Source organism: Ramlibacter albus (assembly GCF_014297445.1).
Lineage (GTDB): Bacteria > Pseudomonadota > Gammaproteobacteria > Burkholderiales > Burkholderiaceae_C > Ramlibacter > Ramlibacter albus.
This window is the reverse complement of sequence record NZ_JACORU010000011.1, coordinates 149,995-168,422: the sequence shown is the minus strand read 5'-3', so window position 1 is coordinate 168,422 and position 18,428 is coordinate 149,995. Positions and strand designations below refer to the sequence as shown.

Genomic DNA, 18,428 nt, shown 5'->3' with positions numbered 1-18,428 from the left:
ATGCACGGATGGCCCGAAGGCCACCCGTGCGGGTTCAGAAGAGACCGACGAGTGCGGGTGCATCGTCGTCGACGACAGCCTGTCCGCCTCCGCCTTGCGGTTGCGAGGTGGGTGCGGGCGCAGGCGGTCGCGGCGCCAGCAGAGGTTCTGCTGGCGGGTTCACGGTGTCGCCGGCCTTCGACAGCATGCTTTCGAAAGCCAGGCTGGGCGACTCCATCTGGAGGGCGATTGCGGCCGCCTCCTCGGCAGCGCGCTCGTTCGCCAGTGTGCGTGCCAGCGCCCAGATGTGGACCAGGTGCACGCCCTCGATGGGACCGTCCTTCGGCAGCAGTGCGAGCAGATGCTCGACCACCGCGGCCATCGGTCCGACGGAGCTGTCCAGAAAGCTGAAGCTTCGGAGCTTGTCGGCGACACGGCGCAAGGGCCCCAGCGTCTTCTGCGTGATCTTCTCGCGCGGCCGAACTGCACCGTTGGAATCGCGACCGGTGAGGTAGCGCTCCATCAGGATTCGAGCTTCACGTCCTGCGTCAGCGAAGAGCTCGCCCTTCAGCCCGGTGACCTGCTTTCCGTACAGCACGTTGGCGGGGTTCGCATCCTCGCCGCTCGGTGCCGACACGCGGCACAGGTGGAACCCGAACGCAAGCCGGCCAGCGACGTATTCCGGGGTCGGAATATCGTTGATCAGGTGCGCCCAGCGACCGTTGTCGTCCTTGTTGCGCCACTCCTGAACACGGTTCTCGAAGTTGCGGTGGAGCTGGTGCCGGCGTTCATCGAACTTGGCCTTGACTTCCACCAGGCCCGCGTACACGCGATCCAGTTTGCCTTCGGGGATGCCTGTCGTTCCGAGGAACGGGAGGCCGCTGGTGTTCAGCAGCTTTTCGGCCTCGCGCTTCAGGCGCGTGAAGGGAGCGAGATCGTCAGGGTCGGCGATCTTGATCGACCCGAGGGTCGCGAGCGACTCGGGGGGGAGGTCCTTGAACTCGGGGTTCTTGGCCAACAGCGCTTCCTTGCGAAGGCGCTTGCGGCCCGACCACAGATGGACGTCCAAGGTAACGCAGATCAGCCCGTGGGCGTCCCTGCGTTTGATTTGTGAGGTATCCATGGGTTCTCCATGTGAAGGGAACCCGGCTCCCCACCGGGAAGCTGGTTCCCGGGTGGGTGAAGTGGTTTGTGCAGAGGCGAGCCCTGCCGTCGGATGGACCGAACGTCCTTACTGTAGTTTCGCTTCGGCGACCTGACAAACGATGCGGTCCGGCCGCCGGCAGCGCACTACCTGTCTTGAAGCCTGACCTGCAGGCCTCAAGACAGGTCCCTTCCGATGGAAGGGCCTGTGGCGCACAAGGCGCCGATGTTGCTCAGTCCCAGGACAGCGAGCCGCCGGACTGGTATTCGATGACGCGGGTCTCGAAGAAGTTGCGTTCCTTCTTCAGATCGAGCATTTCGCTCATCCAGGGGAACGGGTTCTCTTCACCCGCGAACAGTGGTTCAAGCCCGATCTGCGCCGCGCGCCGGTTGGCGATATAGCGCAGGTAGGTCTTGAACATCGACGCGTTGAGGCCGAGCACGCCGCGAGGCATGGTGTCCTCCGCATAGCGGTACTCGAGGTCGACCGCTTGCTGGAACAGGCTGCGGATCTCCGCCTTGAAAGCGGGAGTCCACAGATGCGGTTCTTCCATCTTGATCTGGTTGATCAGGTCGATGCCGAAGTTGCAGTGCATCGACTCGTCGCGCAGGATGTACTGGTACTGCTCCGCGGCACCGGTCATCTTGTTCTGCCGTCCCAGCGCGAGGATTTGCGTGAACCCCACGTAGAAGAACAGCCCCTCCATGAGGCAGGCGAACACGATCAGGCTCTTGAGGAGTTTCTGGTCGGCTTCCGGCGTGCCGGTGTGGAAGTTCGGGTCCATGATCGCGTCGATGAACGGGATCAGGAAGGCATCCTTGTCCCGGATCGAAGGCACCTCGTGGTACGCGTTGAAGATCTCGGACTCGTCGAGCCCCAGGGACTCCACGATGTACTGGTAGGCATGGGTGTGAATCGCCTCCTCGAACGCCTGCCGCAGCAGGAACTGCCGGCATTCAGGCGCCGTGATGTGGCGGTAAGTGCCCAGCACGATGTTGTTGGCCGCAAGTGAGTCGGCGGTCACGAAGAACCCGAGGTTGCGTTTGATGATCCGCCTCTCGTCCTCGGACAGCCCAGACGGGCTCTTCCAGAGGGCGATGTCGCGTGCCATGTTCACTTCCTGCGGCATCCAGTGGTTCGAACAGGTGGCGAGGTACTTCTCCCACGCCCACTTGTACTTGAACGGCACGAGCTGGTTGACGTCGGTCCGTCCGTTGATGATGCGCTTGTCGGCGGCCCTCACCCGGCCGGGCGAGGATGGCGCTGTCGTTGCGCTGAAGGTGTGCTCATCGAGCAGCATGGTGTCCTTTCTGGTCCGGCGCCGAAGCGCCGAACCGGGGGTTTGTGTTACTGGCAGGCCTCGCAGGTCGGATCGTCGATCCGGCAGGCCTTGCCAGCCTCCTGCGTTCTGACTGCGTTGAGCGCGCCCGCGTCCACCGTCGCCTTCTCGGCTTGGGAGGCGCTGGTGGTGCGCAGGTAGTAAGTGGTCTTCAGGCCCTTGTCCCACGCGGCCATGTAGGTCTCGTGCAACTTCCGGCCCGAGGCGCCCTTCATGTAGATGTTGAGCGACTGAGCCTGGTCGATCCACACTTGGCGAACGGCCGCGGCTTCGATCAGCTTCAGCGTGTCGATCTCGAACGCCGTCTTGTAGAGCGCCTTCAGATCCGCAGGAACGCGGTCGATCGGTTGCACCGAGCCGTCGAAGTGCTTCAACTCGACGAGCATCGCTGCGTCCCAGAGGCCGCGGGCTTTGAGGTCGGCCACCAGCTGGCGGTTCACGATGGTGAATTCGCCGGCTAGGTTGGACTTGACGGCCAGGTTGCCGAACTTCGGCTCGATGGACGCGTCGACGCCGACGATGTTGGCGATCGTTGCAGTTGGCGCAATCGCCACGCAGTTGGAGTTGCGCATCCCGTGGGTTGCGATCTTCGACCTGAGGGCGTCCCAGTCCATGGACGGGGACACGCTGACCGCGATGCTTCTTCCGCGCTCCTCCGCGAGGATGGCCAGCGAGTCCTGCGGCAGCACGCCACGGTCCCACAGCGATCCCTTGAAGGTGGAGTAGACGCCGCGTTCCCGCGCCAAGTCCGCCGAAGCGGAATAGGCATAGAAGCACAGTGCCTCGGCCGATGCGTTTGCGAATTGCACCGCCTCCTCGGAGTCGAAAGGCAGGCGCAGCTCGAACAGCGCGTCCTGGTAGCCCATGACGCCGAGGCCGACCGGGCGATGCCGAAGGTTGCTGTCGCGCGCCTTCTTCACCGTGTAGAGGTTGATGTCGATCACGTTGTCGAGCATCCGCATTGCCGTCTTGACGGTAGCTTGCAGCTTCTCGAGGTCCAGCCCGCCGCCTTTGATGTGGCGCGCCAAGTTCACGGATCCCAGATTGCACACGGCAATCTCGCCATCGCTGGTGTTCAACGTGATCTCGGTGCACAGGTTGGACGAGTGCACCACGCCGGCATGTTGCTGCGGACTGCGGACGTTGCAAGAGTCCTTGAACGTGATCCACGGATGGCCCGTCTCGAACAGCATCGTCAGCATCTTGCGCCACAGAACTTCGGCCGGGATCACCTTGAAGTTGGCAACCTGGCCCTGCGCAGCTTTCGCTTCGTAGGCGACATACGCTTTCTCAAACGCGCGGCCGTAGAGCTCGTGCAGGTCGGGGCATTCGCTCGGCGTGAACAGCGTCCAGTTGCCTTGCTCGATCACCCGCTTCATGAACAAGTCCGGAATCCAGTTGGCCGTGTTCATGTCGTGGGTCCGGCGACGATCGTCGCCAGTGTTCTTGCGCAGCTCGAGGAACTCTTCGATGTCGAGGTGCCACGTTTCGAGGTACCCGCAGACGGCGCCTTGGCGGCGGCCGCCCTGGTTGACCGCCACGGCGGTATCGTTCGCGACCTTCAGGAAGGGCACGACACCTTGCGACTCGCCGTTGGTTCCCTTGATGTGGGAGCGGAGCGCGCGCACGCGCGTCCAGTCGTTACCCAGTCCACCGGCAAACTTCGACAACAGCGCGTTTTCTTTGATGCCCTCATAGATCCCGGCCAGATCGTCCGGAATCGTGGTGAGGAAGCAGCTGGAAAGTTGCGGCCGCAGCGTGCCCGAGTTGAACAGCGTGGGCGTGCTCGTCATGAAGTCGAACGACGACAGCAGGTTGTAGAACTCGATGGCTTTCGCTTCGCGATCGACTTCCCGCAACGCGAGCCCCATGGCAATCCGCATGAAGAAGCCTTGCGGCGCTTCGATGCGGCGCTTCTGCACATGCAGCAGGTAGCGGTCATAGAGCGTCTGGATGCCCAGCAGCTCGAACTGCGCGTTCCGCTCGGCCCGGATCGCCGAAGCGAGTTGGTCGAGATCGAACTGAAGCATCTGCGGGTCGAGCAGCTCTGCTTCCACGCCGGCACGGATGCCGGACACGAATGCAGCTGCCGACGCCTCGTCATCGCTCATCTGGTGAACGGCGTCGCCCAGGACTTCGGCGTGCAGATCGGCGATCACCAGCCTGGCGGCCAGCTTCGAGTACGCCGGGTCGACTTCGATGAGTGTCCGGGCGGCACCATGGAGGGCCTTGCGGACATCGGCCATGCTGCAGCCGTTGTACAGGTCGCGCAACGCCTGCCGCGCAGCCGCATCGACATCGACTTCGAGCCCTTGTGCGTGAGCGCGGATGCGCTCGGCAAGCTGCTTGATGTCGACCGTGACGATGTTGCCATCGTCGCCGACGACGCTCAGCGCGTGGTCCTGCGGCTCCGACGGCACCCGGCGATTCGCCTGTTGGCTGCGGAACACGATGTAGGCGCGCGCGACGTCGAAGTGCTCGCTACGCATCAGGTGCAGCTCCACCAGATCCTGGATGTCCTCGATCCCGATGGACGCGTGGCCACGCCGCAGGATCGATTTCACCACCTCGTCCGTAACGGACGAGGCGTAGTGGTGCATGGCAGAGGCCGCGTCCTTGCCCTTGACTTCGATGAAGGCCTTGGTGATCGCGGTTGTGATCTTCGCCGCGTTGAAAGCGACGGTGTTGCCGTCTCGTTTGACGACGGCGACGTTGAGAATGTCATTTTTCATGGGAACGGTTCCTTTGGGGGGATGGATGAACCTTGGAACTGCTGCCCATGCGGGTGCGCAGCTGCTCCAAGCAAAAAAACAAGATGGGCTTGAGGGGCGCGCTAGTGGCCACGCGCCCGCGGTGCGGGTCCATGGCTGCTAGGCAAACGGGGCGACTGGGCCCGCGTTCGCCGCGCCCCTCAAGGAAGCGCGGCTGTTAGTGGCTGGAGATGCCCTGTCGGGCGCGGTGTTCCAGCTCCGCTTCGGCTCCCGAAGGAGTGGTGAACTTTGCGGAAAGCACCATTTCACGAGGCACTTTCCGCAAGGCACACGAGGTGGCTTGCAGGGGATTTTGTGAGTCCTCCCGGGGGCTGTCCAGCGATCGCGTCCGCGCGCTGCGGCCGCGGCTGGTGGTTCAGTGGAGAACGGCGGGTGCCGCGTCCAGCGCCCGGAACGAGTCCAGATGCTGGTACCAGGCGACCGATGGCGGTCGACCGTCCACGAGCAGTCCCAGCGCCGGATCGAATCCGACGTGGTGCAGCCCGCGAATCTGCTGATCGTCACCTTCGACGATGACCAGCATGGTCTCCTGGCCCGTTCTTCGTTGAAAGGCCTTCACCTCATTGGTGAGATCTTGTGCCGTGCACATGTTGTTGCTCCGTGATTGCCGGAGGCAAGTCCCGCGCGGGGACGTTGCCCCGGCGGGTGTTGATGTGCCTAGAAGAATCCGTCTTTCGAGGATTCGTCCCTGCGTTGCGTGGACGCCCCGGAAGGCCGACTACGTTCCTGTTGCTGCGCTCGGCGGCTCGCTGGCGCTTCGTTACGCTGCGGCTGGGGGGGAGCCTTCGCATCCCCGCCCTGCCCTCGCGGACGCGGACCCGGCTTGAACCAAGCCATCCGGTACTTCACGACCGTGCGCTCTTCCTGAGAGCCGTTCGGGATGTACCTCTGCGTTTCCTGGTGGCCACCAGCCTCGATCAGCTGCCCCTTCTCGCACTTCTCGCAAAACTCCTCCGCGAGCGCGTCGTAGCAGAAGAAGGTCACGGCCTCGACGTGCTCTTCACCCTTGGCGAACCGGGTGTCCAGCAGTCGAAACTCGCAGACGCTTCCTCCGCCTGGCAGCAGCTTGAGCTCCGGTTGAAATGCGAGCCGGGCGCTGACGGTGATGAGGATCACTTTTCAGTCTTCCCCATGTTCTGAACCCTGTACAGGTTCTTCGCACCTTGCTCGCCGTTGGCCAGGTCCACGGGGACCTTGCCCATCGGCGTGATCGCGACCCGCTCTCCGACGCGGCAACGATTCGCTGAAAGCTCTCGCTCCAGCTCCGCGCCGCGCAGGGCCATCTCTGCGCCGTTGTCCAGCTGCAGCGTGGCGGTGAAGACCTCGAACGGCATCCGGCCCGGGGGTGACTGCGTTTCCGCAGCCGCCCGGACGAGTGTTCCGACGTAGGTCAATCCGGTCTTGATTCGTGGTGCGACGACATGGCCCTGCAACGGGACAGGGGCCGCGACGTGCGGTGTTGTTGGCTGTGCAACAGCCTGGGGCACGCTCTGACGCGCGCTCGGCGGCGGTTGCACTGCTTCGCGCGGAGCTTCAGTCCGCGAGGGTGTGAAGTCCTTGCGCGGCGCTTTCGCTCCCTTGACGGATCGGTTGCCCAGTTCGTTGATCAGCTTCTCGGCCAGCGCGATCGTTTCCTCGCGGATGGCCTCGAGGCCTTCCTTCGGATCGTACGGCGCATCCGGGAATGCGTGACGGCGACCTTGCATCAGCGCTTTCAACTGCGGCTCGTGGATGATCAGGTCACGTTTGACGACACGCGCGGCACCGTACACACGCAGGTGGATGATGCCGACGGCAGGCTCCAGGCGAACGCCGACGATCCGGTCTGCGACCTCGAAAGGACTTGCTTGGATGATGGTCGACGGCCCCGTCTCTCCGAGCGGGTCCATCTGGATCACCGGCACCTCGATCTCCGCAGCTTGACCTGCCTCGACCTTTGGTGCGCGCGTTGCCGCCGGCTCCGCGGCAGGCAGCTTCTTCTGTGGTGCAAACGTCTTCACCACGAAACTGCACGTACCGTAGATGCCGTGCCCAATGATCTTGAAGATGCCCTTCGTGAGCATCCACAAGACCGCAAGAATGTCTTCCATGTTTCCTACCTTTTAGAAGGCCGCCTGCTGCGCGATCGCAAGCAGGCCGGCGTCATTGGGTTTGTCCGAGGCCTTCGCCTCGGGTTCGACGCTGAGCGCGCCAGCCAACGGCCAGTCCAGCTCTGCGAAAGCGCGATCGACGCCAGCGGGATCGAGCCACTCCCTCAGGAACGTTCGCCACTCGTAGCGTCGCTCTTGCGGCGCACCGATCGGCAGCGTGCCCTTGTTGGCCATGAGGACCAGGTTGTTCTCGCGCGCCCACTGCGCCACCAGCAGCGCGGCATGCGCATCACCGGAAGCGAACACGGGCACGTAGGTGCTCACCGCGGCCACGTGTTCCAGCCACGTTCTTCGCGCCACGTCTCCGCCGCTTGCTTCAGCCAGTCGCGATGTCCATTCGGATGCCACGGCAGCCATGTCGGTCTCGGCGGGCACGCCTGCGAACATCACGCACTCGACGCCCAAGTGCTCGCCGAGGTCGGGATGCTTCACGACGAATTCACCGAAGCGTGCGCCCTCGCGGGTCACCACATGCAGGTACTTGCCGTGGACGACCTTGGTAAAGCCCTTGCGGACCAGACGTTGGATCGCCGGCGCGACCTTCAGCGGCTCCAGGTCCTTGACGGACACCGAACCCGTCGTGGGGTCGATGAAAGCGGTGGCCACGAGGCCTTGCGCGTTGAGCGCGCTGAAGCCCCACGCGCCCTGTGTCGGGTGCGTGTAGACGTTGTAGACCACGCTCATGACGCCGTGCGCTCGTCGAAGCCGGCGACGATCGTGATCATGTCGTTGACGGCCATCGCCATCGTCGGGGACATGCGCACCGCTTGGCGAATGCCGTAGTGCAGTCCGCTTCGCTGTTCCTTGTTCGCCTTGAACACGCCCGTGTACATCACGGCGTACTTGGCCCAGCGCGACACGGCTCTCGTGGACAGCGGCTTGTCGATGGCGTCGGCGAGAGCTACCAGTTGCGGGTCGGTCTCGTCTTCGCCGCGGAAGGCTCTGCGCACCTTGTTCGCCACCTGCACGCAGATCTGCGCGAAGTGGGTCGCAAGTTGCTGCGGGATTCGTCCCTCGACGAGTTCGTTGACGATCAGGTTCTGTTCCAGGACCGGGTCCAGGAAGTCCACCTCCATGTACGACCAGCGGTCTTCGCTTGCGACATCGTGCAGGTTTCGTCCCGCCACCAGCGCCTTGCTGTCCGCGGCGTTCTGGGTAGCGAAGAATCGCGTCGTGCGTTTCGGCACGATGATCTCGCCGGTCTCCGGGATGGTCCAGGAGTAGCCCTCGAGCAGCATGTTCACGCCGCCGGCCTCTCCGGGATCGACCAGGTTCCACTCGTCAAGAAGCACCGAGGTGCCGTCAAGCGCTGCGCGGGTGACCGGACCGGGAATCCAGACCAGTTTGCCCGTCTCGGGATTCGGCAGGAACTGCCCAATCAGCTGTTGCGCCGTCGTCGACGCGGAGCACGGCACCTTGTGCAGCGGAATATTCATCCGCGCGTGGAACTGATCCACGAACGAAGTCTTTCCGGCCGACGGGTCGCCTTCGAGCATCAGCGCGCGAAAGCCACCGATATAGAACATCGTCAGCTGGCGCAGCCGCTCTTTGTCGAACACGTACGGCTTCACCTTGGGCACGCCCGGCAGCCCGGGTTCAAAGCCCGGAATTTCGGCAGCCTCGGGTACGTCAGGCAGGTTGAAGGTCTCGCGCAGGCGGTACATCTTGGTCTTGGGTTCGACCGTTGACGTTGCAGCTGCTTGGGTAGTTTGGGTTGTTGCGTCCATTGGCTAGTTCGTTAAAGAAGTTTCCAAGGCCCATCTCGTCGAGGATGGGCCTAAGGCCATCCATCAGGTTTTCCGAGCGCAGCCTGCAAATGCGGCAACAGCGCTCGAATGAGAACGGGGTGAGGTGTTGAGGGAGGGCGACCTCCTCGACGGCGCCTGCAGCGTTGAGCTGCTGGATCACCATCGGTTCGGGGGCGAAGATCCACTGCAGGATCTCGCGCTTTTCTGCACCGTTGCCGCGTGCTTGCAGCGCCTTCAGCGAGTAGTGAAGGACCGCTTCGTGCAACTGGTCGACCGCACCGTCTGACCACTCCTCGGACGCAGCGTCCGGGGAGTGGAGAGTTTCGGCAGCGGCCGCCTCATCGCCGAGGGGGTCCAATTCGCTGTTGAGCTCGTTGCCGTCTTGCGGCCCCCCGAGGGGCGCATGCAGGAGTGCAAGGTCGATCGAGTCGAACAGATTCCGCGTTGCGGTGTCGGTCCTGACCCAGAAACGTCTGGGACGCTCCTTTGATCGTTGCTCAAGGCGCCGCTCGCGGCGGCATTCCTCCTCAAGCCACGCGTTGATCTCGTGAGGCTCGAAAAGGGAGAGGTGCAGCTGAAAGGGGCGCGCGTCACGCGCCTCGGCCTGCATGGGATTCCTCCCGGAAGCAGACGCAGATGGGGTTCATCGTGGTCTCCAGCTTTGGGCCAGGACGTCCCTTGTCGGGACGTGGGTCCCGGCTCGGGGTTGATGACTGCGGCAGGCGCCGCAGAGGTGTGTGCCAGTGCTAAGGCTGGCTCGCTCGATGTGACATCGAGGATTGCGAAACGTCCCCGCTGTGGGGGCACTTTGCAATCGTGACGCCAAAAGGCTGATCGAAGAGCGGAGAACTCGGGGGGCGGAGCCCCCCGTGTCTCACTTCAACGCCGCTTCGAGAACGGCCGCGCGCGCATTGAGCGTCGCGCTGCCGCCCTTGGCGGTGCCGGTTCCGAAGAACGTGACCGTCACTGCCGCGATGACGACGAGGATGGAAGCTGCCTTTTTCATGTTGACTCCGAGATCGGAATCCACGTACAGGCGCATCGCCGACGGGCGAAGAGCTTGCCCGTGGGTAATGTTGAGGGAGGCGTGCGCGAATCGCGACACGCCAAGGGAATGGAGCCCAGAGGGACCCATGCGGACGCAGTGCGTCGACCGTCAGGTCGGTGCGACTTGCCCGTTGTGCTCGAGCTGCTTCTGCCGGTGCGAGTAGCCAACTGCTGCCAAGAAGATGGCGAGCAGAAGGAACATTTCGCCCCAGAACCAGACGGCAGCCATTTCGGGCCGCCAAAGGAACAGGATGACAGCTGCAGCAGCCACGAAGTACATGGCTGCAAACATCCAGGACTTCACGTTGTCGCTCACGGGGTCTCCAGGAAGGAAATGCGAGCGACGATACCCAGCGGGCATCTGAACGCCCGCGTGGGTTGGGAATAGGGTGGGTCGTGCCGAAGCGCGATTCCACCGTTGGTAGAGGCATGCACAAGGCATGCAACAGCGATTGCTCGCTGCCTTTTCCGACTGTCGTCGAGAAAGACGTCACGGCACGGTCAATGCCGTCACGTCTTGCCCGCAAATCGAGCATGGACAGGGCGCGACAGCGCCCCCCATGGACTGCCTTCGGCAGTCGTCTTGTAGTTGTTATCCCTTCGGTGAAGGGTCGCCACCCGCCGTCGCGGCTGGCCAGTTATGCCTCGGAAAGTTCAAGTGTCCCAGGTGCACCGCCAGTCGGAATCCGACCGGCGCGCCGATTATGCGGGGCGCCCTCCGCGGGCGCAACCGACGCGGTCCACACCGCGCACCGTGAAGCATCTCCGATGTGTCGACGCAGTTTTCCGGTGGCTTTGACCAGTTGCAGGTACGTTGCGACCCGCCGTTCGGAGCCGAACCCTTCATAGAGTCGTTGCAGCGCAATTCCTGCATTCACTTGGAGAGTTCGATGCTTGATCCCAATCCGACCCCTGTCGGTACCGCAACGGCCGATTCCGGCCAAGTCCAGGCCACCCAGTCCGCCCGCGCCACGCGCTGGCATCGGGCCCTCGTGGAGACCTTCGGCGAGCCGTTCGTGCGGAGTCTGGCAAGCCCCTACGTCGTACGCGAGGATCAGACCTTCGAGTGCCCTGTGGCCGCGCGCTTCTACCGCAAGGACTACGCCTTCGTCGCCCGGAACCTGTTCCTCGAATATCAGTACCGCACCTGGCGCGGGTTCAACCAGGAAATTCTCCAGCGCTACAGCGACCTGCTTACCAAGAAGCTGGAGAACATCAAGATCCTGATGCAGAACTACATCAACCGGATGCAGAACCTGCTCGATCCCCAAGGCCACCGCCTGGATACGTCGATGTGGCCCAACGCAATGGTCAAGGACGTTCCCATCATCTCGGCTCACGCCAACGAGTACCTCGACGCGCTCCGGCTCCTGGAGAAGGTCTACCTGCTGGCGGGCACCGCGAACATGTTCGGTGTTCTCACCTCGTCTCAACGAGCAGAGGCCGAGGCGATCTCGAAGAAGGCCGTTCGCGCCTTCCGTTCGGTGCTTCAAGCCGAGGTGATCAAACTGTATCGCGAAGCACATCGCGTCATGCAGGAGCAGCGCAATGCCGGCACTCCGCTGGACCCGCGACTCGTCGAAGCCGTCGAGCAGCATGGCGCTGCGGCGAACGCGGCCGTGGAAGACGACGAAGACGGCCCCGCGGCCACCGGTGACGAAGCCGCCGCGATGATCGACGCCGCCGCCGCCCAATCAACGGCTGCTGGCAAGGCCGCCAAGCGCCAGCCGGCGAAGCGCAAGCCGCCCGAGGCAGGCGCGGGAACGGAAGGCGCGGCCTCGCCGGCCGGCGCCGAACCCGTGCCCAGTGCTGCGGCTTGAGGCCGGTGCGCACGCGTTGACGCGCGCGCCCTCGATCCATGGCATCCAAACTCACCGCGACGCAGCAGGAGGCTGTTGCCTTTGACGGCCATCTCCTGATCGTCGCGGGCCCTGGCTCCGGCAAGACCGCCACGTCGGTCAAGAAAGCGACGCGCATCCTGCGTGATCGCACCCGCTCGCTCGTGATGGTGACCTTCACCAAGGAGGCCGCCGAGGAGATGCGCAAGCGCCTGGCCAAGTCGCTCAGCTCCGCCGAGCTGCGGATGCCTGGCGAGGATCGGCTGATCGTCGCGACGTTCCACAGCCTCGCCATCCGCCACCTGAGCCGGGGCGGTCCTCGCGTGAAGGTGCTGAGCCCCAGCACGCAGGATGTTCTGTTCCGCGATGCGACCTTCTCCGCGGGCGTGACGAAAAAGGAGTGGCCCGAGGTCCAACACGACTTCGAGCGCTTCATGTACAGCGTGGATCAGGACAACGTCGACCTGCAACACGAGAAATCAATGGCGGTGATCGAACGGTACCGCGAGCTGCTGTCGGCGACCGGGCAGACAGACCTTTACAGCGTGATGCGCGATTGCGCGATGAAAGCCGACTCCGGAGCCCTTGCTCCCCTACCCTTCACCGACATGCTGGTGGACGAGGGCCAGGACACCGACGACCTGCAGCGCCTGTGGATCTTCGCGCATGCCCGGGCCGGCTGCCGGGTGACGATCGTGGGTGACGACGATCAGAGCATCTACGAGTGGCGCAACGCGCTCGGCTACGAAGGCATGCGCTCCTTTCTGGACACCTTTCGGGCTCACCGGATCGAGCTGGGAGACAACTTCCGGTGCAAGGCGGAGATTCTCGGGCCGGCAGCGACAATGATCGCGAACAACCGTCGCCGCCTGGGCAAGCATCTGGTCGCGCGCCGCGGCCGCGGAGGCGTGCTCGCGGCATTCAACTGCTCCGGACCTGAGGATCAGAACGCCACACTCGCGAACCTCATCGCAAGCTGCCCCCAGCAGCACGGAGACGCCGCCGTTCTTGCTCGCGTGAACCGGTCGCTCGACCAGCTGGAGATGGTGCTTCGTGTGCGCGGGATTCCGTACCGTCGCATCGGCCAGTCGATCTGGCAGCAGGCGGTGATCGCAGGTTACCTCGCCTTTCTCCAAATGCTGGTCGATGGCGTGCCCACCGGCTTGCTGCCGGTGCTGCAAATGCGGAACGTCGCTGACAGTGTGCGGCGAGACCTGCTGTTCGCCCTCGGCGGGAATGCCGGCCCGTTCCTGGATGGCCAGGTGCCGAACCTCGACGCTGACGCCACCGACATCAAATTCCTGCAGAAACTTTCCGAGCACTGCGCCTACTGGCGGCGACAGCTATCCGACGCACGCAACGGCTCGGTGCGTGAGGTCATCCTCGACGTCGGCGAGCAATACGCTTCATGGACGAAATCAGATCACAGCAAGAAGCTCGTGACACTGTGCTCGTCCATCCTGGCCGACCTGCGCGACACGCTCTCGGAGCGGCTGCGACTTGTGCAACGCAAGGACCGGGAGTCTGCCGCCACCTTGACGCTGATGACGATGCACGGAGCAAAAGGGCTGGAATTCCGCACGGTGCACATCATCGATGCGAACGACGAGGACGACGGGTCGGGGATCAATCCGGAGGCCGAGCGGCGCCTCTACTACGTCGCGCTGACTCGCGCGCGCGACTGCTGCGTCGCTTGGACAAGCGGTCGCACGCACACGGCATTGCTCGAGGCGAAGATCCAAGCGCGCCACACGGAACAGGCGCTCGTCGAGGCGGTTCGCAGCTCCAGCGAAGCGCCCTCCGACGCCAGTTAGTCTCTGGCCTCCGCAAATGACAAAGGGCCCGCTTGCGCGGGCCCCTCGTACTGTTCGTTGATGTTGCTGCTCAGGCCGCCGCGCGTTTGCGTCGTGTCGAGCCATGAGGTCTTGCCTTCGCCGAAGGTCGGGTCACCGTGTGCCGCCGCCCATCACGGACGACGCCGAATCGTGTCCAGACCTCAGGGTCCACTTTCAGCGGCGTGACCATCATCCGTCGCAGGTTGATGAACGCGCCGTGCGTGTCGATCTGGCCCTGCGTGAACAGGTTCCAGACGATGGCCATCGCGAAGTCCGCGACGGTAGGGTTGATGAAGAGCGACTGTTTCTCCAGTGCCTCGGCCAGTGAGCAGGATGGCCCCTCATCGGGATCCTCTGCAGCTGGGTCGATCAGCTCGGGGTAGAGCTCGCCGGCGTGAGGGAGACGCAACTTGTCGTCGGTCTCACGCTTGCGCGACGGCACCTGCCCAAGCACCACTTGGCCGTCGTCGGAACGATTGCCGGTGTCCAGCCAGTACCGCACACCGCCGAAGCAGTTTTCGAGACTGCGCAGGATTCCCAGACGCGCTGACCGGTTGTCGACGGCGCCGATCACGAGGTCGACGTTCTCCATGCCGGAACGTGTATCGACCTTCGCAGGGATGCTGGTCCACTTGGCCCCTTGCAACGCCATGTTCGCGCGGTTGACGAGCACGTCGGCCTTGAAGCAGCCGATGTCGCTGCGGTAGAAGGCTTGGCGCCCAATGTTCGCCGGCGACACTCGATCCGGGTCAGCGACCGTGACCTGAAGGCCGTGGGGATGCCCCTTGGCGATCAGTGCACGGTGAAGGCAGACCAGCCGCTCGAGGATTCGACTGCCGGTTCCTCCGGCGCCCACGAGCAGCACGTTCACCCTGCTTGACAACAGCTTGGCCGGCAGGCGGTGCGAGTGCGGCCCCGTCATGTTGCAAGCCCCACAGTGCCATCAGCTCCCAGAAAGGCCGGCTGAATTGTGTGGCCCGCCATGCAGAGCCGCATCTTCGACGAAGGAAGCTCGCGATCGAGGTTTCCCACGACCAGGCTGATCTTCATCGCGCCCGCATCGTCGCGGTCGTCTTCCTCGGAGAAGAACGCGTCGTGTCGGCCATGGCTGTGCACGTCGACCACCAGGTGTTCCCCTTCCCAGGGCGTCACTTCTGCATACCGAAGCGCGTCCGACGATGCGAACAAGCTCTCCCGTCGCGCGTAGCGCCATTGAAAGGTTTGATCGTTCCACAGAAACGCTGCGGCAGCCTCGTGCGGAAACGCCTTCTTGGCATCCTCCATGAAGGACCGGATCAGGTGACCCGGAATGGAACCGCAGCGCAGCTCGATGCACTCGTCCACGCCGCCATACGGCAGCGGAAGTGAGGAAGGTGCTACGCAGTGGACCATGCGAATCCACGGCAGGTTGATCTCGCGGTAGACGCCGCTGCGTCCTGCGAGGAAGCGCATGCCGCTGCACGTAGCAGGCGGCGTCGCGCTCGCGGTTGGTACAGCCACCAGTGGGAATGCCCGCTGGATGGCTTCGTCGATGCTCATCAGAACTCTCCTCGTGCGGTGCCGATAGCAGCCACACTCGCAAGGTCGGCGTCGAGGAGATCCTTGACGCGCAGTTTGAGGTCGTACAGGACCTTCTCGGGGAAGGTCTTGGACGGCTTGGCCATCTGGTTCTTCCAGAACTGGATGGGGTTGATGCCCACCGTCAGCCGATCCGGCTGGGTGAAATTCGGGTGGGTGAAGCGCGATCCGAAGAAGGTGCGCTCCCACTTGTCCAGATCGTCACGCTGGTCTTCGGGTGGCAGGACGGCGTTACCCAGGCAGACCTGGCCACGAGCCCAGACATTGAAGAATGGCGCCTGGCACAGCGGCGTGTCGCGCGTGGGCGGTTGGTTGCCGCGGTAGGCCCAGACATACAGCTCTTGCTGCGTGCCCATCCAGACCAGGCCGGGTGTCGGAGCGATGCCCCGTGCTTCGAACGCATTCCCCGCGTGCGAGCTGCACTTGAAGAACATGCTGCGGCGTTGAGGCGGAGACCACCACACGACGCGGCCCAGACCCTTCGCGAGAACGCGGGGATCGTTCCACTGCATGCGAGGCTGCTCTTTGGGCGCCAGCGCTCGAACGAGCGTACGGTAGTCGTCGTCGGTAAACGGCGTTCCGGGACGAATGCTCGGTGTCGGCCCCGGACCAAGATCCAGGGTGACGACTTCGTGCTTGCTCGCGAACGCGTGTTGCCGATGCGAATTGGTGTAGATCAGAACAGCTGCGCTCAAGGCATAGCTATCGCCTTCGTTGACCACTTCAAGTTTCATCGTCGTCGTCGGTAGTTGGGAAAAATGACAGGAGCTCCGCAAGGAGTGCCCATCGTTGGAAGTAGCGCTTGCAGGACTTCACCAGCGCCGCGAGTTCATCGCGGGTCGGCTCGTCATGCAGCGGGAGCACGTAGCGGGCGAAGGCTTCGACCGCCTGTCCGCTTTGGTACTGGTTCTGCTCGTGGTGCGAGATGGCCTCGAACAGCAGGTTCGGGTCGTCCCAAGCGACAAAGCATGCGGCGCCGATGCAATCGGTGTCGTCGTCTTTGTGTGCCGCGTACCAGCAGAACGAGCGATCGTCCTTTTTCAGGAGACCCGCCAGCCGAAGCGCACACGATACAAGTTGAAGGTCCGGATGCGCAGGGTTCGCTTTTGCCCAGGCCCGGGCACCGGCTTCGGACAAGCGAGCGGGCTTTCGCTCCGCTTTCTTTCCAGCAGTGCCGCAGATCAGGTGCACCCATCCGTCGACGTCCTCGGCCATCTGCGACGGCCAAAATGCATACTCCTCGCGCATCTTGTCGAGCATCTCTTGCGAGATCGTCTCCGGGGGTTCTTCTCCGTTGTCCTGCATCAAGACCCTGGCATACGACTCGTCGGTGAACTCGTCCATCTCCATCGCGTAGTGATGGATCAGAAACTGCACGCAGCTCATGTCGTACATGTTGTGGCCGTGGCAACTCGCGTCGCGTAGCACCTTGTTGACGTACCACCCGAGCCCGGGGAGTACGCCTTCGAGCCGTTCAACGACGGGCTTGAGCCGGAAGCAATTGAGGCTGCTGTCGGCGCCGATCACCAAGGACAGCTTGTCGTCTTGAACCTCCAGCGTCGGCTGGCCTGCGATCGCATGCGCGTGCGGGCCCGCGGCCTCTGAAAGGTACTGAGACCACTGCGCGGCCACCACCTGTTCCATCGTGGCGAAGTTGCCCTTGGGAAGCGGAATGCCGTGCGCAGCAGATGCCCGAGCCAGATGCGCGAGCGTCCGCACCCGTTGCTGATCCCGGGTGAGACTGACCGGCACCGCAGCGTCGATCGTGGGAAGAGAGAAGCAGCCGTCCGCCGCAAAGGGCGGCGGCGATTCGATGAATGACATCGGATTCTCCGTTTGAAGCGGGAAACCCGATGCCCCAACGGGACGAGGGTTCCCGAGGGGTTTGTGTTGCGCGGGACATGATCCCGCGCGTGTCCGCAAATGCGAAAACAACGCCAGTCTGCCGCTTCCGCAGGACGTGCGCAAACGATGCGGTTCAGAAAGCGAAAAGCCCCGGCCGCTGTGTGCGGCCGGGGCTTCCCGGATGGTTGTGGTCCTATCCCCAGATGCCGAACGCCTGGGCTGGCATCGTCATCGGAGGAGAGGTTGTTGATGCGCGACGAACGACGTCCGCGATCAGCGCTGCCGCTCGCCCCTGTTGCCCGCCTTCAGCCTGCGCGAGCAGGCTTTCGATGGTGAGCCGGTTGGCCTGGCCGGCGAATGCCTGCTTGATCAGGTCCGCCGCGGGCTGCAAGGCTGGGCGGGCCGCGCCCTTCGACCCCGCCGCACGCGTGAACGTGTAGGTGGCGGTTTCGCCTTTCGTCACAGGCCCTTCGACCACGGAGTTCAGCAGCTCGCCGTACTGCGTCGAGTAGAACTCGCGCACCTGGTCGGGACCGAGCGACGGACTGGGATCGGGCAGCGTGACGCCGTTGTACTTGAACACCCGGGTGATATCGACAACTTTCATGTGGACCTCACAGGATGAACAGCTCTTTGCTGAGGGCGTCACCCGTGGCGGCACCGTCAGCGGCAGGAGCCGCTGCAGGGGGCGTCGACGTGGTGTTCAGCGTGGTGCCTTCATCGTCGTCGTCGTCACCGCCGACATCGTCGATGAGGCCGCTGTCGGTGCTCTTCGTCTTCGTTGTGCTGGAGGTCTTCGCGCTGCCGCTCTTGCCGGTCTTGCGTTTGTCCTCCACTGCCTTGCGAGCTGCGTCGGAGGAGGCCTTCTCGACCGCCTGCAACTCCTCGTCCGCCTTGGCGACCACATCTGCGATGGTGGTGACCGAGGCCGCGTACTTCCCGAGGTATTCCTCGAGGCTTGCATCCAATTCGGCAGCCGTGCCGATCAGTGCCTTCGGCGGCAGGGCGACGCCCGTCTTGGAGTCCTTGCCCGTGGGCAGGATGTCCATCTGGATGTTGGTGTCGCCGGCCGCCTTCAGCCTGAAGGTCAGCTCGACGCCGTTTTGAATGAGCGCCGCGAACGGCTGGATCAATTTCATGGGTTTCTCTCTTCG

Annotated in this window: 19 protein-coding genes; 2 read left to right on the top strand and 17 right to left on the bottom strand. The window is 63.6% G+C overall.

What is annotated here, in order from left to right; translation table 11 throughout:
* Positions 1–34: 34 nt before the first annotated feature.
* The 11 genes from H8R02_RS24300 to H8R02_RS24255 all read right to left on the bottom strand — a co-directional run bounded on the left by H8R02_RS24300 (position 35) and on the right by H8R02_RS24255 (position 10,494).
* Positions 35–1,102: a DUF3150 domain-containing protein gene (locus tag H8R02_RS24300; RefSeq protein WP_187084091.1), complete on the bottom strand. Its 1,068-nt coding sequence runs from the start codon at positions 1,100–1,102 to the stop codon at positions 35–37.
* Between the two features lie 253 nt (positions 1,103–1,355).
* Positions 1,356–2,423 carry a ribonucleotide-diphosphate reductase subunit beta gene (locus H8R02_RS24295; RefSeq protein ID WP_187084090.1) on the bottom strand — a complete coding sequence of 356 codons (1,068 nt, stop codon included), beginning with the start codon at positions 2,421–2,423 and terminating at the stop codon, positions 1,356–1,358.
* Between the two features lie 47 nt (positions 2,424–2,470).
* Positions 2,471–5,194 carry a ribonucleoside-diphosphate reductase subunit alpha gene (locus H8R02_RS24290; protein WP_187084089.1) on the bottom strand — a complete coding sequence of 908 codons (2,724 nt, stop codon included), beginning with the start codon at positions 5,192–5,194 and terminating at the stop codon, positions 2,471–2,473.
* Between the two features lie 394 nt (positions 5,195–5,588).
* The gene (locus H8R02_RS24285) at positions 5,589–5,756 is read right to left on the bottom strand and encodes a hypothetical protein (RefSeq protein ID WP_187084088.1); all 168 of its coding nucleotides are present in this window, start codon (positions 5,754–5,756) and stop codon (positions 5,589–5,591) included.
* 134 nt (positions 5,757–5,890) lie between these two features.
* Positions 5,891–6,349: a single stranded DNA-binding domain-containing protein gene (locus H8R02_RS24280; protein WP_187084087.1), complete on the bottom strand. Its 459-nt coding sequence runs from the start codon at positions 6,347–6,349 to the stop codon at positions 5,891–5,893.
* Entirely contained in the window at positions 6,346–7,323 is a 978-nt protein-coding gene (locus H8R02_RS24275; RefSeq protein WP_187084086.1) for a hypothetical protein, read from the bottom strand. Before H8R02_RS24275 ends, H8R02_RS24280 begins: the two co-directional genes overlap by 4 nt.
* Positions 7,324–7,335: 12 nt before the next feature.
* Positions 7,336–8,067: a hypothetical protein gene (locus tag H8R02_RS24270; RefSeq protein WP_187084085.1), complete on the bottom strand. Its 732-nt coding sequence runs from the start codon at positions 8,065–8,067 to the stop codon at positions 7,336–7,338.
* A complete protein-coding gene (locus H8R02_RS24265) occupies positions 8,064–9,047 on the bottom strand; it encodes an AAA family ATPase (RefSeq protein ID WP_255429526.1) in 984 nt (327 codons plus the stop codon). Before H8R02_RS24265 ends, H8R02_RS24270 begins: the two co-directional genes overlap by 4 nt.
* Complete coding sequence (locus tag H8R02_RS24260) at positions 9,013–9,741, bottom strand: hypothetical protein (RefSeq protein WP_187084083.1); 729 nt, start codon at positions 9,739–9,741, stop codon at positions 9,013–9,015. Before H8R02_RS24260 ends, H8R02_RS24265 begins: the two co-directional genes overlap by 35 nt.
* A 264-nt stretch (positions 9,742–10,005) precedes the next feature.
* The gene (locus H8R02_RS30545; protein WP_255429525.1) at positions 10,006–10,137 is read right to left on the bottom strand and encodes a hypothetical protein; all 132 of its coding nucleotides are present in this window, start codon (positions 10,135–10,137) and stop codon (positions 10,006–10,008) included.
* 150 nt (positions 10,138–10,287) lie between these two features.
* Positions 10,288–10,494 carry a hypothetical protein gene (locus H8R02_RS24255; protein ID WP_187084082.1) on the bottom strand — a complete coding sequence of 69 codons (207 nt, stop codon included), beginning with the start codon at positions 10,492–10,494 and terminating at the stop codon, positions 10,288–10,290.
* 454 nt (positions 10,495–10,948) lie between these two features.
* On the opposite strand from H8R02_RS24255, the gene H8R02_RS24250 reads away from it, so the two are divergent.
* Both H8R02_RS24250 and H8R02_RS24245 read left to right on the top strand, forming a co-directional pair.
* Positions 10,949–11,998 carry a hypothetical protein gene (locus H8R02_RS24250; RefSeq protein ID WP_187084081.1) on the top strand — a complete coding sequence of 350 codons (1,050 nt, stop codon included), beginning with the start codon at positions 10,949–10,951 and terminating at the stop codon, positions 11,996–11,998.
* Between the two features lie 38 nt (positions 11,999–12,036).
* Positions 12,037–13,830: an ATP-dependent helicase gene (locus H8R02_RS24245; protein ID WP_187084080.1), complete on the top strand. Its 1,794-nt coding sequence runs from the start codon at positions 12,037–12,039 to the stop codon at positions 13,828–13,830.
* A gap of 70 nt (positions 13,831–13,900) precedes the next feature.
* Here the strand turns inward: H8R02_RS24245 and H8R02_RS24240 are convergent, their stop codons facing one another.
* From H8R02_RS24240 to H8R02_RS24215, 6 genes are all read right to left on the bottom strand, one after another.
* A complete protein-coding gene (locus tag H8R02_RS24240) occupies positions 13,901–14,773 on the bottom strand; it encodes a PRTRC system ThiF family protein (protein ID WP_187084079.1) in 873 nt (290 codons plus the stop codon).
* Positions 14,770–15,390: a PRTRC system protein A gene (locus H8R02_RS24235; protein WP_187084078.1), complete on the bottom strand. Its 621-nt coding sequence runs from the start codon at positions 15,388–15,390 to the stop codon at positions 14,770–14,772. Before H8R02_RS24235 ends, H8R02_RS24240 begins: the two co-directional genes overlap by 4 nt.
* Complete coding sequence (locus H8R02_RS24230; RefSeq protein ID WP_187084077.1) at positions 15,390–16,163, bottom strand: PRTRC system protein B; 774 nt, start codon at positions 16,161–16,163, stop codon at positions 15,390–15,392. Before H8R02_RS24230 ends, H8R02_RS24235 begins: the two co-directional genes overlap by 1 nt.
* Entirely contained in the window at positions 16,153–17,253 is a 1,101-nt protein-coding gene (locus H8R02_RS24225; RefSeq protein WP_187084076.1) for a PRTRC system protein F, read from the bottom strand. Before H8R02_RS24225 ends, H8R02_RS24230 begins: the two co-directional genes overlap by 11 nt.
* 214 nt (positions 17,254–17,467) lie before the next feature.
* The gene (locus H8R02_RS30875) at positions 17,468–17,881 is read right to left on the bottom strand and encodes a PRTRC system protein C (protein ID WP_187084075.1); all 414 of its coding nucleotides are present in this window, start codon (positions 17,879–17,881) and stop codon (positions 17,468–17,470) included.
* A 7-nt stretch (positions 17,882–17,888) separates the two neighbouring features.
* Positions 17,889–18,413 (bottom strand): PRTRC system protein E, encoded by a 525-nt coding sequence (locus tag H8R02_RS24215; protein WP_187084074.1) that lies wholly within the window; start codon positions 18,411–18,413, stop codon positions 17,889–17,891.
* Positions 18,414–18,428: the final 15 nt, after the last annotated feature.

Bases quoted from the DNA above. Each gene is read 5' to 3' on its own strand.
- H8R02_RS24245 (WP_187084080.1), top strand. From the start codon at position 12,037: ATGGCATCCAAACTCACCGCGACGCAGCAGGAGGCTGTTGCCTTTGAC.
- H8R02_RS24270 (WP_187084085.1), bottom strand. From the start codon at position 8,067: ATGAGCGTGGTCTACAACGTCTACACGCACCCGACACAGGGCGCGTGG.
- H8R02_RS24230 (WP_187084077.1), bottom strand. From the start codon at position 16,163: ATGAAACTTGAAGTGGTCAACGAAGGCGATAGCTATGCCTTGAGCGCA.
- H8R02_RS24215 (WP_187084074.1), bottom strand. From the start codon at position 18,413: ATGAAATTGATCCAGCCGTTCGCGGCGCTCATTCAAAACGGCGTCGAG.
- H8R02_RS30545 (WP_255429525.1), bottom strand. From the start codon at position 10,137: ATGAAAAAGGCAGCTTCCATCCTCGTCGTCATCGCGGCAGTGACGGTC.
- H8R02_RS24300 (WP_187084091.1), bottom strand. From the start codon at position 1,102: ATGGATACCTCACAAATCAAACGCAGGGACGCCCACGGGCTGATCTGC.
- H8R02_RS24285 (WP_187084088.1), bottom strand. From the start codon at position 5,756: ATGCTGGTCATCGTCGAAGGTGACGATCAGCAGATTCGCGGGCTGCAC.
- H8R02_RS24290 (WP_187084089.1), bottom strand. From the start codon at position 5,194: ATGAAAAATGACATTCTCAACGTCGCCGTCGTCAAACGAGACGGCAAC.
- H8R02_RS24295 (WP_187084090.1), bottom strand. From the start codon at position 2,423: ATGCTGCTCGATGAGCACACCTTCAGCGCAACGACAGCGCCATCCTCG.
- H8R02_RS24225 (WP_187084076.1), bottom strand. From the start codon at position 17,253: ATGTCATTCATCGAATCGCCGCCGCCCTTTGCGGCGGACGGCTGCTTC.
- H8R02_RS24235 (WP_187084078.1), bottom strand. From the start codon at position 15,390: ATGAGCATCGACGAAGCCATCCAGCGGGCATTCCCACTGGTGGCTGTA.
- H8R02_RS24260 (WP_187084083.1), bottom strand. From the start codon at position 9,741: ATGCAGGCCGAGGCGCGTGACGCGCGCCCCTTTCAGCTGCACCTCTCC.
- H8R02_RS24275 (WP_187084086.1), bottom strand. From the start codon at position 7,323: ATGGAAGACATTCTTGCGGTCTTGTGGATGCTCACGAAGGGCATCTTC.
- H8R02_RS30875 (WP_187084075.1), bottom strand. From the start codon at position 17,881: ATGAAAGTTGTCGATATCACCCGGGTGTTCAAGTACAACGGCGTCACG.
- H8R02_RS24240 (WP_187084079.1), bottom strand. From the start codon at position 14,773: ATGACGGGGCCGCACTCGCACCGCCTGCCGGCCAAGCTGTTGTCAAGC.
- H8R02_RS24265 (WP_255429526.1), bottom strand. From the start codon at position 9,047: ATGTACCGCCTGCGCGAGACCTTCAACCTGCCTGACGTACCCGAGGCT.